The organism is Solibacillus palustris, assembly GCF_022549215.1.
Classification (GTDB): domain Bacteria; phylum Bacillota; class Bacilli; order Bacillales_A; family Planococcaceae; genus Solibacillus; species Solibacillus daqui.
The window spans coordinates 134,389-152,540 of record NZ_JAKZFC010000004.1; the positions used below are offsets into that span (position 1 = coordinate 134,389).

14 protein-coding genes are annotated in these 18,152 nt (G+C 36.0%); 13 read left to right on the forward strand and 1 reads right to left on the reverse strand.

The genetic code is table 11. The features are described 5' to 3' along the window. Positions 1-195 precede the first annotated feature (195 nt). The 8 genes from LZ480_RS12000 to LZ480_RS12035 all read left to right on the forward strand — a co-directional run bounded on the left by LZ480_RS12000 (position 196) and on the right by LZ480_RS12035 (position 8,783). Complete coding sequence (locus tag LZ480_RS12000) at positions 196-825, forward strand: GNAT family N-acetyltransferase (RefSeq protein WP_241369680.1); 630 nt, start codon at positions 196-198, stop codon at positions 823-825. A 335-nt stretch (positions 826-1,160) separates the two neighbouring features. Beyond that, positions 1,161-1,487 carry a nucleoside triphosphate pyrophosphohydrolase gene (locus tag LZ480_RS12005; protein WP_241369681.1) on the forward strand — a complete coding sequence of 109 codons (327 nt, stop codon included), beginning with the start codon at positions 1,161-1,163 and terminating at the stop codon, positions 1,485-1,487. A gap of 376 nt (positions 1,488-1,863) precedes the next feature. Further along, on the forward strand, positions 1,864-2,328 hold the full coding sequence (locus LZ480_RS12010) for an RND transporter (protein ID WP_241369682.1): 465 nt from the start codon (positions 1,864-1,866) through the stop codon (positions 2,326-2,328). A gap of 411 nt (positions 2,329-2,739) precedes the next feature. Next, entirely contained in the window at positions 2,740-3,582 is an 843-nt protein-coding gene (locus tag LZ480_RS12015) for a DUF6612 family protein (RefSeq protein WP_241369683.1), read from the forward strand. Positions 3,583-3,753: 171 nt separating this feature from the next. Further along, entirely contained in the window at positions 3,754-5,253 is a 1,500-nt protein-coding gene (locus tag LZ480_RS12020) for a lmo1851 family serine protease (RefSeq protein ID WP_241369684.1), read from the forward strand. Between the two features lie 61 nt (positions 5,254-5,314). Continuing rightward, on the forward strand, positions 5,315-6,214 hold the full coding sequence (locus LZ480_RS12025; RefSeq protein WP_241369685.1) for a CobW family GTP-binding protein: 900 nt from the start codon (positions 5,315-5,317) through the stop codon (positions 6,212-6,214). A 178-nt stretch (positions 6,215-6,392) separates the two neighbouring features. Continuing rightward, positions 6,393-7,292 carry a CAP domain-containing protein gene (locus LZ480_RS12030; protein ID WP_241369686.1) on the forward strand — a complete coding sequence of 300 codons (900 nt, stop codon included), beginning with the start codon at positions 6,393-6,395 and terminating at the stop codon, positions 7,290-7,292. A 414-nt stretch (positions 7,293-7,706) separates the two neighbouring features. Then, positions 7,707-8,783, forward strand: a complete 1,077-nt coding sequence (locus tag LZ480_RS12035) for an undecaprenyldiphospho-muramoylpentapeptide beta-N-acetylglucosaminyltransferase (protein WP_241369687.1) — start codon at positions 7,707-7,709, stop codon at positions 8,781-8,783. A gap of 32 nt (positions 8,784-8,815) precedes the next feature. Here the strand turns inward: LZ480_RS12035 and LZ480_RS12040 are convergent, their stop codons facing one another. Then, complete coding sequence (locus LZ480_RS12040; protein WP_241369688.1) at positions 8,816-9,364, reverse strand: GNAT family N-acetyltransferase; 549 nt, start codon at positions 9,362-9,364, stop codon at positions 8,816-8,818. A 396-nt stretch (positions 9,365-9,760) separates the two neighbouring features. On the opposite strand from LZ480_RS12040, the gene dapF reads away from it, so the two are divergent. The 5 genes from dapF to LZ480_RS12065 all read left to right on the forward strand — a co-directional run bounded on the left by dapF (position 9,761) and on the right by LZ480_RS12065 (position 18,094). Continuing rightward, the gene (gene dapF, locus LZ480_RS12045; protein ID WP_241369689.1) at positions 9,761-10,717 is read left to right on the forward strand and encodes a diaminopimelate epimerase; all 957 of its coding nucleotides are present in this window, start codon (positions 9,761-9,763) and stop codon (positions 10,715-10,717) included. Between the two features lie 26 nt (positions 10,718-10,743). Continuing rightward, positions 10,744-12,786: a sensor domain-containing diguanylate cyclase gene (locus tag LZ480_RS12050; protein WP_241369690.1), complete on the forward strand. Its 2,043-nt coding sequence runs from the start codon at positions 10,744-10,746 to the stop codon at positions 12,784-12,786. Positions 12,787-12,893: 107 nt separating this feature from the next. Further along, positions 12,894-13,565, forward strand: a complete 672-nt coding sequence (locus LZ480_RS12055; protein ID WP_241369691.1) for a response regulator transcription factor — start codon at positions 12,894-12,896, stop codon at positions 13,563-13,565. Then, positions 13,562-14,959 carry a HAMP domain-containing sensor histidine kinase gene (locus LZ480_RS12060; RefSeq protein ID WP_241369692.1) on the forward strand — a complete coding sequence of 466 codons (1,398 nt, stop codon included), beginning with the start codon at positions 13,562-13,564 and terminating at the stop codon, positions 14,957-14,959. Before LZ480_RS12055 ends, LZ480_RS12060 begins: the two co-directional genes overlap by 4 nt. A gap of 321 nt (positions 14,960-15,280) precedes the next feature. After that, positions 15,281-18,094 (forward strand): 2-oxoglutarate dehydrogenase E1 component, encoded by a 2,814-nt coding sequence (locus tag LZ480_RS12065; protein ID WP_241369693.1) that lies wholly within the window; start codon positions 15,281-15,283, stop codon positions 18,092-18,094. Positions 18,095-18,152 lie beyond the last annotated feature (58 nt).

Genomic DNA, 18,152 nt, shown 5'->3' on the forward strand with positions numbered 1-18,152 from the left:
AATGTGTAAGGCAAATGGGGCAGGATAGATGTGCGAAATGTTTCTAGCTTAAATAGAAATGGTCACATTACTAAGGTAAGGGCTAGAAAGTATTGTTGGAACTGAACAATCAGATTTAAGAATGAAGGGGATTCAGAAACCTTTATTGAATTAGTATTACAGGAATACATATTCTTAAAAAAGGATGAGACTCTTATGAAAATACAAAAGTATACACCAAAATATGAAGATAGCTGGCTCCGTTGTAGAGTGTTAGCGTATTTGTATACATCTATGTACGAAGATGTTGAAACTTCAAAACCAACATTTGAAGGGCGTCCTTCCATTGAGTTGATAGCAATAGAAGATGGGATTGTTGTCGGGCTGCTAGATATGGTACTTGATACAGAAGAATTAAAAACATCATTTTTAGCAAAAGGCTTAGGTGCGTTTTTAAAAGTCATTGCTGTTCATCCAGATTACCAATCTAAAGGAATTGGGCGTAAATTATATGAAACGGCTTTAAATGAACTCGAAAGTACTCCTATTGAATTCATAGAATTGTACACACGGGGAGATGAACAAGCTAATAATTTTTATAAAAAATTAGGGTTTGAATTATTAGCAGAAACATATGACGTATTTGGAGTGGAAAAAAGTTTAAGTAAACCTATTTCTATAAATGGAATAGAAAATAAAATGCTTAAGGCAACATATGAAAACGGTGAGCCGTGTGATTATATCCTAGTCGATGGTGTATATGAAGTATACGATTTAAAAGCATTAGATAATATTGAATATGACCGTTATTATCCAGCACGAGGATATTACAAAAAAGTAAAATAATTTATTTGATTTAAGTTTCATAAAACAATTCATTTGGCAATCTGAAACTGCAAATTACAGTGAATTGTCCGTAAAAGAATTTCATTTAATTAAGGAATATCACTCAAATAATCCTACTGTGTATTATAATTACTTTCCTAAATTTAAAAGATTAATGCTTGATACATAAGGTTTTATGGCAAGTTCAATACTTCTGATATAAGATATAAAATCATTTTTCATCAATCATTAATTAGTGATTTCAAAAATTTAATTAAATAAAAGCATGAAAACGAGTAATTATGGAGCTGTGAAAGATACATGCTATGAAAAGCTTGTTAAAGGAGCTAAAGGAAATGCCAGTGTATAATAAGTTAGTAAGAGATAAGATTTTAGAAATTATCGAAGCAGATGAGTTAGCTTATAACGCTCGAAAATTGGAGCATAATGAACTTTTATATGAAGTTAAGGCGAAAATGATTGAAGAAGCTAAAGAGTTTCATACGGCAAATACTACTCATGAGAGCGTTGAAGAATTAGCTGATGTATTAGAGTTAGTACATACAGCTCTTAGTGCATTAGGTGTGACCTTTGAAGAACTAGAAGTAGTGCGGCAGCAAAAAAAGGAAAAACGTGGAGGTTTTGAAAAAGCAATTTACTTGGTTGATGTAGAAGACAAGTAATTTGTGTCAAAGAGAAGTGTATATGAATAGTTACTTGGATAATGATAATTCTTAAGAATTTAGTTTCCATTGGAGATACTTGTTTAGTAGGAATGTTGCTATTCAAGTGTAGTCATAGCAAGGGTTTAAGCATTACATAATTTCAAAAGGGACATAAACTTATTTTATTGACCGTCCAAGCGCTCTAGACAAGAATTTGTTAAGTGTGCTTTTTTATGAATGGAAAAAATATAAGTTTTTAATGTAATCTATAAAATAATAACGGACTTGAAAAAAATCGGCAACTTCTATTGTATACGCGCCAAAAAATATTATTAATTAGATGTTATGGATTCTCCCTCTTCATCAAATAATGATGGAGAAGGAGATGAAAAAAATGAGTAAAGAAGTAGGGAAAATATTTGTAGAAAGATTAACGACGAATAGCGACCCATTATCAAATATTGTGACCGTGCACCTTTTTTGTGAAAATGCGATTAACTGCTTAATAAAAGCAAGGGCAATCGGTGTAGAAGATTATTCTAAAAGAAATAGAGGCGAAACCTACATCCCCATATTAGATTCAAATTATTCTACAAAATTATATTTCGTATTCTCGATGGGGTTCATTGATCAAAAACTGTATGATAATTTACGGTTGCTCAATCATTGGAGAAATAAAGCAGCCCACAATATACATGAAGAAATAAAAAAGCTACCCATGGATTTTCATATTTCGAGCGATAATGAGAAGAAAATTGCTCCGGAATCTACTGAAAATGAAATAGTGATTGGTGTCGCTTTTGCAACTTATGTTGAATTACATAAGTTTATTGAAGAAAACTATGATATCAAATTATAGATGTTTGTTAAAATATGCAAACAATTTTCTTTGCCAAGGTGACAACCTAAGACTCCCATACCATTAGAAAGCCCTCTACATTCATGTAAGAAGGGCTTTTCGTGTGCCGAAATATTGTGAATATACAATATTAGAATGGTATAAATTGCATCAACACCGTAACTGAATCACTTTGTGAGTGGATATTTGTGAATTTTAAAAGATAATTGCGAATACCCAAAAATATCCTTTTGTTAATGTGAATGTTCATGTACTTTCGCTCATGAAATATAATTGTATCTCTATTATATAATGACGAAACAGTAAAATATTAACCTACATAAAACTGTAATAAATTACACGCTTCTATAATACGATAATAATCTACGAAACCGCGTATTTTTATTTACTGATTAAAAGGAGTTGGCGTTTTTGAAGAAACGGTACACTCTCGCTATATTGGCGTTGGTTGTGTTTGTACTAGCTGCATTTGGTTATTTTGCGACATCACTTATTGACACGCAAGGAGAATCAAACTTAACACTCCATCAGGTTTTTAAAAAAGCAATTAAGCGTCAACAAACATTGAAAAATGTACATGCTGATGTTGATATGGAACAACAAACGGAAATGATTGTAGACGGGGTAATAGTTCAATTTTCAACTTCTTCTGATTTAGCAATGGAAATTCAGCAAAAACCAATGGCGATGTATACGAAGGGAACGGTCGCGATGGAGATGGAAGGCGAATCGATGGAAATGCCAATGGAAATGTATATGAGCGAATCTGATGGCTTTTATTTGTTAACTGGTGAAGAAAATCAATGGGCCAAAATTCCAGATAACGAATATGAACAAGTACTTGCGCAAACAGGAGCAAAAGCAGATGCGACAGCCCAGCTTAAAAAATTGAAGCGGTTCATTAATGATTTTGAGTTCAAACAAGACGATACGAGCTATTTATTAACACTGAATATTGAAGGGGATAAATTAAAAGAATTTATTGTCGGTCAACTTGGTTCGGTAATTGAGGGAACAGTTGAAATGACGAGTGAGACAGTAAAAGCTATGTCGTTCGAGGACTCGAAATATGAGCTTGTTATTAACAAAGAAACCTTTGATACAAACGAGATTAATATGGATATCACCATATTAATGGACATTGAAGACCAGCAAGCGCAAATTAAAAATGATGCATCTATTAAATACTCGAAATTTGATGAATTAGATGAAATTACTGTACCAAAAGAAGTAAAGGATAACGCGGTTTTTTAATAAGATAAGCAGTGCAGCAGTAGAAATTTACTAAAATGCACTGCTTTTTCCTTTGAAATGAAAAACTAAATAAAAAAGTTGGCGTCTATTCTTTTCTAGTGGCTTGGAAACTGCTATTATTGGTATATGTGTGAATCAGTCACGGCAAATATGAGAGTGGTGAAAATTTAAATGGATGATCAAAATCAAAATGGGCTACAACCCGAAAACAACGAGCAGCAAGTAAAAGTAAAACCTGCGGGGAAATATTTACGCATGAAGCCATTTGCGTTCATTATGCTCATTTTTTTAACAATTTTACTTACGGCAGCTTTAACAATCTTTGCGCTAACGTTTGGTGAGCAAAAGGTTGTTGAAGTAAAAGTTCCAGTGGAACGTACAGAGTTTAAACAGCTTTATGAAGCGTATGACGCATTAAAGGAAAAGTACTATGAAGATATTGATGAAGATCAAGTAATTCACGGTGCTATCAATGGATTATTCGATTCATTAGGCGACCCATATTCTGATTATATGGACAAAGAAGAAGCAACATCGTTCAACGATAGCTTATCATCAAGCTTCCAAGGCATTGGTGCTGAGATTTCGGCGCGAAACGGCTATATAATGATTGTTTCACCGATCAAAAACACACCTGCTGAAAAAGCAGGATTACAGCCTAAAGATATGGTACTTTCAGTAGACGGCAAAAGCGTAAAAGGCTTGAGCTCTACAGAAGCGGTATTATTAATTCGTGGTGAAAAAGGTACTGAGGTAACCTTATCTATTCAACGTGGGGAAGCAGAAGCGTTTGATGTAACAATCGAACGTGATGATATTCCAGTTGAAACGGTATATGGTGATATTGACGAAAATGGTATCGCACACTTCCAAATTACATCATTTAGCGAAAATACAGCTAAAGAGCTTGAGAAGCTACTTGAGGAATTTGAAAAACAAGGCATGACTTCTATCATTTTAGATGTGCGTCAAAATCCAGGTGGTTATTTAAAAGCTGCGATTGATATTTCAAACTTGTTTGTTGAATCTGGCAAACCAATTGTCCAAATTCAAGAAAAAGGTCAAGAACCATCAATTGTTGCGGCGGATAACCGTACAAAATACAACTTGCCGATAACAGTATTAATCGATGAAGGTAGTGCGTCAGCTTCGGAAATTTTAGCGGGTGCGTTAAAAGAATCAGTTGGTGCAAAACTTATTGGTTTAACATCATTCGGTAAAGGCACAATGCAAGAAGTTGTTTATATGGAAGATGGTGCAAACCTAAAATTCACAACAGGTAAATGGTTAACGCCAAATGGTAACTGGGTGAACGAAAAAGGAATTAAACCAGACGTTGAGGTAAAATACCCTGATTATGCGTCATTACCATATATAGATCCTTCACAAACATTTGAAGTTGGGGCAACAAATCCAATGATTCAAACAGCAGAACGTATATTAGAAGTGCTTGGCTACACTCCTGGTACAGTTGATACAACGTTCACGGAAGAATCAGCGGACGCGTTAAAACAATACCAACAAGATAATAAATTTGAAGTAACAGGTGTTTTAACGGGTGAAACAACGTTTGCATTAATGGATGCAATTAGCGAAAAGCTAAAAACGGATGATCCACAAATTTTAAAGGCAAAAGAATTATTAGGTACTACAGAAGCAACAAAAGAATAAAACTATTGGGCTGGTCTTGGGTATATCCTAAGCCAGCCCATTGTGTTAAGGACGTGACGATATGAAAGATGTATATTTATTTAGCGGATTTTTAGGGAGTGGCAAAACGTCGATGTTAACGGATGTCATTCGTCAATTGAAAGAAGCTGGTTTAAAGCCAGCTGTTATTATGAACGAGCTAGGTAAACTGCCATTTGATTCGCAAGCAGTAGAAGAAGACGTACCATTAAAAGAAATGTTGGAGGGCTGTATTTGTTGTAGCGGCGCTGAAAAAACAGAGGCTCAGATTCAATCATTATTACATGACCAAGAATTTGATGTATTAATTATTGAAACAACGGGCGCAGCTCACCCAGTTGAAGCATTAGATGCCGTGTATTCACCGTTATTTGCCGATAAATTAAATATTAAAGGCATTGTCACTGTAGCGGATAGTAAACTATGGCTAGACCGCGCAAGCTTAACTCCACAAGTGCGCTCATTATTTATGGAGCAAATTCGCCACGCACATTTACTATTAGCAAACAAATCTGATCTATTATCAGAATCAGAGCAAGCGCAAGTAGTATATGAATTACAAGGTTTTAACGCAAAAGCATTCATTTTACAAACGACGAACGGGCGCGTGCCATTAAAGCTTTTACAAAACATGCAGTCAACTGCGCAAATTTCTAAAGATGATATCGTGTCAGCACGCATTGGCGACAGCTTTAACTTAGGCTCACGTTTAATTGCGTTTCAAACAAGCTTCACCCAAGAGCAGTTCGAAAACTGGGTGCGCGACTTACCAGAAACAGTGTATCGTATGAAGGGCTATGTGCCGATTGAAGGAATTAAAAACCCGATGCTTTTCCAATATGCGTATGGAATGGTGCAATGGCTGCCAGAGTACGTGAAAATGGCACCGAATTTAGTGATGATTGGAGAAAATATTAAAGACGTTACGGTAATTGGTGAATAGTCGTCAATAGCTTTTTACATGAAAGTGTTGCGTAAGTTGGATAAATTTACGTAAATTATGTTCGAATAAACCCCTAATACAAGGCTTATAGATTGGTAGTTGGACAACTTACCAAATTATAGGCCGTTTTTTTGTGATTTTTTCATGTACGATGAAATCACGAAAGGAGATGTACCAAATGAAAAAATCAGTATTAACATTTTGTACAGTATTACTTTTAGCAACGCAAGCACCCGTTGCAAATGCAGAGGGGGGCAATACTGAAGCTAAAGCGAAATACTTCCAATCGGCTTCTGAATATCAATTGCAAATTAATGCAGCTAATTTTAAAATTCAATGGCCATTCGAAAATATTAAAATCGGGGATATAGAAACGATCATCAAGACATTCCCAAAACCAGAAGTTAAACCAGTGCCAAAGCCAGAAACAAAACCGGAAGTAAAACCAGTACCGAAACCGGAAACAAAACCAGAAGTTAAACCAGTGCCAAAGCCAGAAACAAAACCGGAAGTAAAACCAGTACCGAAACCGGAAACAAAGCCAGAAGTAAAACCAGTACCGAAACCGGAAACAAAACCGGAAGTAAAACCAGTACCAAAACCGGAAACAAAACCAGAGCAAAAACCAACAACGCCACCAAATCAAGTGACAGACTCAGAAAAACCAAATCAGCCAGGTAATAATACAAATGATGCTGATGTTGCTGCGATCGAAAAGCAAGTAGTTGAATTAACGAATAAAGAACGTGCGAAATTTGGTTTAGCAGCACTTGAAATGGATCAACCATTAATGGCTGCTGCTCGTGAAAAATCTCAAGATATGAAAAATAACAATTACTTCTCTCATACTTCGCCAACATTCGGTAGTCCATTCGATCGTATGAAAGCGTTAGGTATTTCTTATAAATCAGCTGGTGAAAATATTGCAAAAGGTCAAACAAGTGCGGCACAAGTTGTCGAAGCATGGATGAACTCAGAAGGCCACCGAGCTAATATTTTAAATAAAGACTTTACGCATATTGGTGTTGGTTATGTGAAGTCAGGTAATATTTGGACACAACAATTTATTAAAAAATAATGATATTACCTACCCTCTATTTAGGGTAGGTTTTTTATATGAATAAAGAACTCAATAAATAATATTATCCATATAATAATTTTTTTCTTTATTAGATAATAAGAAGATATGGATATCAAGTTTACAGTTGTGATTTTTAGATGAAATGTTTTCTAAGTTCATGAAATATGCTACAATAAACAGAGTAGTTCATATGTTTAAAATGAAATATTGTTTGATTTCACTAGGAGCTTATGTTTATACATAACTAATTCCTAAATTTAAAGAAAACATTACTATCATAAAAACATATCCTTACTTGATAAATTAATTATATAAATATAGTAAGTGACATTATGACAATAAAAGAAAATGCATGAAATGCAATGATGTTGCATAAAATGGAATACTCATATTGTTTGTTAGGAGAAACTTATGAAAGCAAAATCAATTATTTTAACCGGTGGGGGTACGGCTGGGCACGTCTCGTTAAATGAAGCGATTATCCCATCATTAATCGATGCAGACTATGATGTGCATTATATCGGATCACATGATGGCATCGAAAAAGAGTTAATCGGCAACGCATTCCCTGAGTTACCGTATCATAGTATTTCAAGTGGGAAATTACGTCGTTACTTTTCGATACAAAATTTTACGGATCCATTTAAAGTGTTAGTCGGCATAGGGCAAGCATTTTCAACTATTAAAAAGGTAAAGCCAAGCGTTATTTTTTCTAAAGGCGGCTTTGTTTCAGTACCGGTAGTGATTGCTGCAAAATTAGCAAATATTCCCGTTGTTGTTCATGAATCAGATGTAACGCCCGGATTAGCAAATAAAATTGCCCTGCCATTTGCATCACATATTTTTACGGTATTCAAGGAAACGGTCAAACATTTGCCAAGTGACAAAGCGACTTGTACCGGCTCGATTATTCGCCAGCAGTTATTTGAAGGCAATCGCGAACAAGGACTTGCCTGCTGCGACTTTACAACAGATAAAAAAGTGCTACTAATAATGGGCGGAAGCTTAGGGTCTGTTGTTGTAAACGATGCTGTGCGAGAGAACCTAACGAAATTACGTGAAAAATATCAAATTATCCATTTATGTGGTAAAGGGAATATAGATTCATCTTTGCTAAATTTAGAGGGCTATCGACAGTTTGAATATGTAACAGATGAATTACCTGATTTGCTATATGCAGCCGATTTCATTGTTTCACGTGCGGGTTCGAATTCAATTTTTGAATTTTTAGCGCTTCATAAACCGATGCTATTAATTCCATTATCAGCTGCAAAAAGTCGTGGTGACCAAATTTTAAACGCTCGTTTATTTAAGCAGCAGGGCTTTGCGCATGTACTTGATGAAGATACGATGACAAAAGAGTCATTTTACAGGGCGGTCGAAACACTAGCAGCTAATGCCGATGAAATGATCGACAAAATGCTAGATGTAGAACAGCCAAAGACACCGTCAGAAATGGTTTCATTAATCACACAATACGAAAAATAAAAATCGCCGAGGCAAAATGCCTTGGCGATTTTTTACATTGCTTGCTCTTCGTCTTCGCTTTGCGTATACGCAGTTGTTAAGTAGAACAAGTCTCTTGGGATTTTAAATAGAAGAAATTTCGTTTCACCTTGATTGATTTCATTAAATAATGATGGATTTGAGTGCTCAGCATCGACCACATAAGGTAATTTTAGCGCGGCAGCTTGAGAGCGAGCGTTTTCTTTGCGAATTCGTAAAAATACCGTACTAAAATTATAGTCATAAAACAACTCATTTAAAAAAGCTAACTTTGCTTTTTGGTTATAGCCAATGCCTTGGAAAGGTTGACCGATCCAAGTGCCTAAAAAGCCGGCACCATCTTGAATATCGAAAATACTAATTGTACCGATTGGCGTACCCCATTCATCGATAATCGTTCGTGATATTGTTAAGCCGTTTTGCTCTTCTTCCATTAACTGCTTCGTCATAAATAAATATTCTTCGGCAGATGTTGCTTTTTGACGTACATAAGGAAACACAGACGGATGACGTAGTAACTCGTACAGTTCTGCAGTTTCGTGAAGTTCTCTTTGTTTTAACATGAGAAACGCCTCCTTTTAAGAAGAAAATGGTAGAGCCTAATGTGAAAATTAAAAAACCTTATTCAAAAGGAAATGAAAAAGGTTTTATATCCAAAGGCAGCGGTCATTTCGAACTTGATTCAACCTAAAAGAATCTGACGTTAAACTATTTGTACGTTAGTCGTATGTCTCGCTCTAAACTAGACTATGAAAAGCAATATCGAAATAAATTTATTATCTACATTTTATTATAATAACTTCTATTTATGCAACATTCAAGCACGAAAAAAACATATTTTTCTCATTAATTGCATATTAATTCTGAACAATCTTAATATTCTCTTCTTTATTGTCAGAAGTAATTTTAGCGAAGTATAATAAACTAATCGATAGAGTAAAGAGGGAGCGTTTAAAACGATGAAACTACTAAAAGTACATGGCTCAAGCAATACATTTTATTTATTCGAAGCATTATATGATAATGAAGTAAATTATGTGCAATTAACAAAGTGGCTATGTGATAAATCCAATGAAGGTGGTGCAGATGGATTATTGTTAGTCCTTCCATCTCAAATAGCGGATGCAAAAATGCGGGTTATTAATGCAGATGGTTCAGAAGCATCTATGTGTGGCAATGGCCTTCGATGTGTTGCCCGTTATATTTGTGAAAAACTTGATATTGAAGAGGCGGTAATTGAAACGATGCATGCCAACTTACATGTGAAAAAAGCACAATCGATTTTTGAAGAGCTGCCAACCTATGCAGTCGAAATTTCACCCGTATCATTTGATTTAAATACATTGCCGATGCACTATGATGACAAAAACCAAATTCGACATGAAAATTTAGCGAAGTTTTCAGACGATATTTTATTTACAGCTGTATCAGTGCCGAACCCACATTTAGTAGGGATTGTGCAGTCTTCTCATATTATGGATACAACTCATCAACAACAACTGGCTTCATATTTGAACGGCAAAAATGATATTTGTCCGGATGGGGTAAATGTGTCCTATGTTTATCCGATTTCTGAGCATGAAATTTTCGTTCGTACATATGAACGAGGTGTAGGCTTTACAAATGCATGTGGTACAGCAATGACAGCATCTGCGTTAATTGCCAATGTTGAGAATTATGTAAGTAACCAGGTTGTGACGGTATACAATCCTGGTGGCTTCGTTCAATGCAGCGTTCAAATGTGTGAAAATCAATATGAATTATTATTAATCGGCAATGCGACAATTATCGGATATTATGAAGTTGAATCTAAAGCGGATAAATTTGAATTTATAAATTGTTTTTTAACAATAGAACCGTTACAATATGAAAAATGTAATATTTATGTAAAAGAAAAGTTAGGACAATATAATTAGCGTTAAATGCTATAGGGAGGGATTTCATGAGCTCGGTATTTTCCGTTGAGCAATTCGAGTTATTATTTGGCAAAAGTCATGATGCCGTGTTCTTTATGGAAAAAGTTAATGAGGATTATCGCTATGTCCATGTAAATGAAGTAGCGAAAAAACTAATTAACATGGAACCTACAGGGAAATTCGTTGGGCAAGTTGTGTCACCGCATATAGCGAAGAACATTTTACAGAATTATAACTTAACACTTCAAAACTGTGAGCAAGTGGATTTTGAGGATTATACCTATGCTGAAATGGAAGTACGAAAACAGCGCACATCAACAATTCCGATAATTGAAGCGGACAAGCAATATATTTTGGCCATTACAAAAGAAGTGCACTTGAGTCGAGATATGGAAGACAAATATTTGTTTATGCGCTCAGTATTTTTAAAATCGTTTTTATCGACGATTTTAATTTCAAATGAAATGTGTCTAATTGAGGCCGATCCGAAATTTGCTGATGATTTCAATTTAAGGCCAGAAATCATGAAGGGTAAAACCATTTTTGATATTCCATTTGTGGATGAAAAGACTGCACCACATTTGCGAGAATACTTACAGCTTGCGCAAAAAGGTGAAAATATTACATCAAAAATGTTGCATTTAATCGATAAAAATGGACAAACCCGCCATTATAGCGCTACTTTTTCTTCACTGACGAGCAATGATGAAATATTTGCGGTCTTTATTATTTTGCAAGAAATTACAAGTTTAATTAAACAAGGTCAGGCTTTAAAAACTGCATCGCACGGCTTAGAAACGTTTAAGAATGCGATTAGTTCGGTTGCAGATGTATTATTTACGAGTATAGATGGAACAATTTTGGATGTGAATGAGCGAGTTTTAAAAAATACTGGTTACCAACGTGAGGAACTAATTGGACATAATCACCGTATTTTCAACTCGGGGCATCATGAACCAGAATTTTTTGTGAAGCTTTGGGATACCATTAAAAACGGTTATATTTGGCGTAATGATGTATGTAATCGTAAAAAGAATGGTGATATTTACTGGATGGATATGACAATTATTCCGTTGAAAAATATAAAAGGTGAAATTGAACAATTTTTATCGATACACTACAACATTTCTTCAGAAAAACGTTTGATGTCTGAGCTTTATAAAATTGAACAGACATTCCGTGCGATTACAGAAAATACCAATGATTTTATTGTCATAACCAATCAATCTGGTGAAATCAAATATGCATCCCCATCCTATATGCGTAAGCTTGGTTACAGGTCCGACGAATTAATCGGATTGCCATATGAGTGCTTGCTAACTTCTGATAGTATTGATACTTGGCGTGATGTAATTGAACAGCCTCAACACAGTGCGATACAAGAACAAAAAATTGAATTACAACTGCGCTCAAAATTCAGTGGAGACATCTGGACAGAGGGCAACTACACAATTTCTTTAGAGCTGATGGAACAGGAAGTAGCTGAAATTGTCATGGTTTCGCGTGAAATTACAGAACGTAAGGAGTTAGAAACTCGCCTTACGTATTTAGCGTATCACGACAGTTTAACGCAATTGGGAAATAGACGTAAGCTATATAAAGAATTTCCAAAAATTGAAGAACGGGCAAAAGTTTCACAAACAAGCATAGCGATCTTCTATTTAGATGGTGACAATTTCAAGCGAATTAACGATCAGTATGGGCATGATGTAGGTGATGAATTTTTAAAGTGCTTTGGCCAATCTATAGTAAGTAGTGTGCGTCATGATGATTTAGTCATTCGATTAGGTGGCGATGAGTTTTTAATTGTTGTGACGGGCTTGTCTTTAGAGGAATTTGAGAGAATGGAACAAATCCAACACATTATTGACCGTATAAAAACCCAGTTAGCAATTGGTTGGAAAATTAATAACGTTCACTTTTCACCGACAATAACGATTGGTATATCGATTTTTCCAGATCATAGCTCGAGTTTAGATGAACTAATCGATTTAGCTGACCAAGCTTTATATGAAGCCAAACAAAAATCGAGAAATTCATTTCGACTATGCCAAGAATCTCAATTCTAATAAATTTCACGGATGCGATTATTTCGCATCCCTTTTTCGTGGGTTAATAGTAGCCCTCATGGTACACTGTAAATAAGTTTCATGTACAAAAGAAAGAAGGAGTTTTTTTGAAGCAAAAAATTTTAATTGTTGAAGATGAAAAAAGCATCGCTCGTTTTTTAGAGTTAGAATTGCAACATGAACAATTTGAAACGGCTCAGGCACATGATGGTCGAAGTGGGCTTGATGTTGCACTTTCACAAAATTTTGATTGTATTTTACTGGATGTAATGCTGCCAGAACTAAATGGAATCGAGGTTTGTCGACGTATTCGCAAAGTAAGCGATGTCCCAATTTTGCTATTGACAGCTCGTGATGCAGTCATGGATCGTGTGGCAGGTCTTGATGCAGGGGCAGATGATTACATCGTAAAACCATTTGCAATTGAGGAGCTTTTAGCGAGAATTCGTTCAATTTTGCGTCGTGTTAAACCAATAGAGCAAAAGGATATTCTTAAAATCCGAAATTTAGAAATGGATGTCAATGCCTATGAAGTCGTATTTGAAGGAAGAAAGCTGGAACTTACAAGAACAGAGTATGATTTACTAAAGCTACTTGTAGAAAATAATAACCACGTTTGCACGCGTGAATCGATTTTAGAACGTGTATGGGGCTTTGAAACGGAAGTTGAAACGAATGTTGTTGATGTGTATATTCGCCATTTACGGTCTAAACTACAAACTGACGATGAGCCATACATAGAGACGGTACGTGGGGTTGGCTATGTGGTACGTGTATGAAACGATTGGAGGAAAGCTTCTTAAAGACATCGTTAAAATCAAAGTGGATACTTGCAGTTGGTGCTACAATATTTATTAGCTACGCCATCATTTCGGTTGTACTCTATATTGCACTGCAAACGTGGCTATTAAACAATGAAGAAAAAAATGCAATGCGTACAGTAGATGATATGACGAGTTTTTTTTACGCGCAGGAAAGATCTGTTACAATACAGAATTTGCAAAATAATAGTGCACTGATGAAGGCGATTTTAACACAAGAACAAACGGTACGAATTTTTAATATGGACGGTATTGAAGTATTAAGCATTAATGACATTACGTCGGTTGCGGATTTTCCTAATAACGCTAATATCAATGAAACGAATATTAGTGAACAAACAGTAGATGGGAAAGATTCCTTTGTTGTCCATCAACTTGTACAAATTGGTCCATTCCAAGGGATTATGCAGCTTATTCATCCATTAACGACCTTCCATTCGATGATGAAGTATATATTAACTACTATTATTATTGTTGGGATAGGTGCGTTATTATTTTCGGTTTCAATTAGTTATTATTTGGCAAATCTATTAATGAAGCCGCTTGTGCAACTTCGAGATGCCATGAATTTAGTGCGTAATGACGGCTTCAAGGCACAACCAGAGTTTCAATATAAAGCCGACGATGAAATAGGAGACTTGCTTCATATGTATAGGACGTTAATGAATGAGCTCGAAATTTCGTTTACAAAGCAACAGCAATTTGTTGCCGATGCTTCACATGAGCTACGAACGCCAATCCAAGTAATTGAAGGTCATTTATCGCTTCTTTCGCGTTGGGGAAAGAATGACCCACAGGTGTTGGAAGAATCGTTACATACATCCCTTGCAGAAATTACACGTATGAAAAAAATGATTGAAGAGCTACTACAGCTTGCACGGAATGAAGAAGCAGATGAAACCAAAAGCGCGGATGTCGAAGTCGTCTATAACCAAGTAAGCAAAGAGTTGAAGCAACTTTATCCAAATGCAAATTTTGAATTAACTGTTATAGGGCAGATAGGAAATGCGGTTATAACTGAACATGCACTAACGCAAATCTTTAGAAATATTATGAGTAATGGAATTCGATATAACATTAACGAACCAATATTACAAACAACGATACAATATACAAAAAGCGCTATTTTTGTGACGATAGAGGATAACGGGATCGGCATCGCACAGGAGCATTTACCACATATCTTTGATCGTTTTTACCGTATTGACGCATCGCGAACAAACGCAATTTCGGGTACAGGGTTAGGATTGAGCATTACAAAAATGCTCCTAGAAAAATACCAAGGGGAGATTAATGTCGAAAGTACACTAAATAATGGCACGGCATTTGTAATTAAGTTATTTAAAAAATAGAGTGAATTTAGTGCATATTCGTGTAATTTTGATGGTTCAAGAAAAAAATTGCTTATTTTTATAAAAATAGTTGTATTTTTTGTGAAGAGTAGTAAGATTGAGATGGAAAAAATGTTCTTTAGCGCGCTCAAACAATGTGCTTTCAGTCTGCGATAAAGAATGGTAAAATATTATTTGATTTATTTTGGTAGATAAATAAAGAAATTCTTTATTATCGTCAGCAGATAAAACAACATTTGGGATAGTATTAATATTATTCAAATATGTTTTTCAAAGTAAATTATTGGAACAGCCATAAGGCGAAATTTGGAGGTTATTTTCATGTCGAACAATGTATTACCTGCAGGTTCTCCATGGTCAGCATTCTCTGGTCCTAACTTAGGTTACGTATTAGAGCAATATGACTTATTCCTGCAGTCTCCTGAAGAAGTTGAACCGGAATTAGTACAATTATTCCAAGCTTACGGTGGTCCTGTATTTGTGAATGGTCAAGCGCCAGTTGCAACGACTACTGCTGCAGTAGCAGGTTCTGGAGACTACAAAAAAGTATTAGCTGCAGTTAAACTAGCAGCGTCAATTCGTGAAAACGGTCACTTAGCTGCGGATTTATATCCACTTAAAAACCGAAAATTAGACACTACTCGCATTGAAGAAAGCGTATTCAATTTAACAGATGCAGACCTTGCTGCTATTCCTGCTGAAGTATTCTTTGCTACAGTACCAGCAGGTGTTACAAATGGTAAGCAAGCAATCGATTACTTAAAATCAGTTTATGCTGATAAAGTTGGTGTTGAAGTAGCTCACTTACAAAATGCTGAAGAGCGAGCTTGGATTGAAGCACAAGTTGAATCAGGTGCCTTTAAACAAACATTAGCTGCTGACCAAAAGAAAGCGGTTTTAGAGCGTTTAACTCGTATCGAAAACTTTGAAAAGTTTATTCACAAAACATTTGTAGGTCAAAAACGTTTCTCAGGTGAAGGTTTAGACTCTCAAATTATTTTATTAGATGAAATCATTAAGGGTTCAGAACAACAAGGCGTTAAAAATGTACGTATCGGTATGGCTCACCGTGGCCGTTTAAATGTATTAACACACGTATTAAACAAACCATATGACATGATGTTCTCTGACTTTGCACATGTTTCTAATGATCTTTTCTTACCAGAAGACGGTAAATTAGAAATTACAAAAGGTTGGACTGGCGACGTTAAATACCACATGGGTGCATCTTACACGTACGATTCTGGTTTAAACGTTAAATTAGCATACAACCCATCTCACTTAGAAGTGGGTAACCCATTAGTAATCGGTGGCGTTCGTGCTGCTCAAGATGATACTTCGGCACCAGGCTTTGCAAAACATGATGATTCTAAAGCTATGGGTATCTTATTACATGGTGATGCTGCTTTCGCAGGTCAAGGTATCGTAACTGAAGGCTTCAACTTCTCACAAGTTAATGGCTTCAAAACAGGTGGTACTGTACAAATTATCGCCAACAACATGATTGGTTTCACAACGGAATTATTCGATTCACGTTCTTCTAACTACGCATCTGACCCTGCAAAAGGTTATGATATCCCAGTAGTTCACGTGAATGCGGATAGCCCTGAAACTGTTGCTGCTGTTGGTCGCTTCGTAGCGGCATACCGTGCGAAGTTCAAAAAAGATATCGTAATCGACCTTATTGGTTACCGTCGTTATGGTCACAATGAAACAGATGATCCGACAGTAACAAACCCAGAAACATATAAATTAGTTTCTAAACACGAACCAATTCGTGCTTTATACGGTGCTGAGTTAGCAGCAGCAGGTGTATTATCAGCGGAGGAAGTAAAAGCTATAGATACTAAAATCTATGCTGAAATGCAAGCTTCTTACGATTACGTAAAAGCGATGGCAGAAAAAGACGAGCACAAATCGCTTGAAATGCCAGAAGAATTAAAAGTTGAATTCCCAGCAATCGACACGACTGTTACTGCTGAGCGTTTAGCAAAAGTGAATGAAGATTTACTTGTATTTGCTGATGGTTTCGAGCCACAAAACAAATTAGGTAAAATTTTAGAAAAACGTCGCGATGCATTTGCAACTGCGAAAATTGACTGGGGTCATGCTGAAACATTAGCATACGCTACAATTACGCAAGACGGCACACCAGTTCGTTTCACTGGTCAAGATGCACAACGTGGTACGTTCTCTCAACGACACTTAGTATTACATGACAAAAACAACGGTTCTGAGTTCACACCATTACACCATGTAGATGGCGTAAAAGCTTCATTCACAGTTTACAACTCGCCACTTACAGAAGCAGGGGTTGTAGGTTATGAATATGGCTACAACTTAGAAAACGAAAATATTTTATCTGTATGGGAAGCACAATTCGGTGACTTCGCGAACATGGCACAAGTAATGTTCGATAACTTTATCTCAAGTGCTCGTTCTAAGTGGGGTCAAAAATCTGGTTTCGTTCTTCTTTTACCACATGGTTATGAAGGTCAAGGCCCAGAACACTCATCTAGCCGTATGGAACGTTTCTTACAATTATCAGCTGAAAACAACTGGTTCGTAGCAAACTGTTCAAACGCAGGTAACTATTACCACTTATTACGTCGTCAAGCAGGTCTACTTTGTACTGAAGGCGTTCGTCCATTAGTAGTTGTTTCACCTAAATCGTTATTACGTCACCCATTAGCTGCAGCATCTGCTGAGCAACTTGCAACTGGTCGCTTCCAAGAAGTAATCGAGCAAGAAGGCTTAGGTAAAAACGTAAAAGCAGTAGAAAAAGTAGTACTTGGTTCAGGTAAAGTAATGATCGACCTTGCTGAACGTGTAAAAGATGGAGAAGGTTTGGACCACTTACACATCGTTCGTGTTGAACAAATCTATCCATTCCCAGCAGAGCAAGTGAAAGAAATCATCGCTCGTTTCCCTAACGTAAAAGAAATCGTTTGGGTACAAGAAGAGCCGAAAAACCAAGGTTCTTGGACATATGTTCTTGAAACATTATATGATATCGCTGAAGGTAAAAAAGTTCGCTATGTAGGTCGTCCTGCAATGAGCTCAACTTCTGAAGGTGATGGAGATTCACATAAAGCAGCTCAAGCTAAATTAGTGAATGAAGCACTTGAAAAATAATTCGTAATTACTTAATTGAAATACGGCTACTTCAAAAAAAGGAGTAGCCGGCTATACG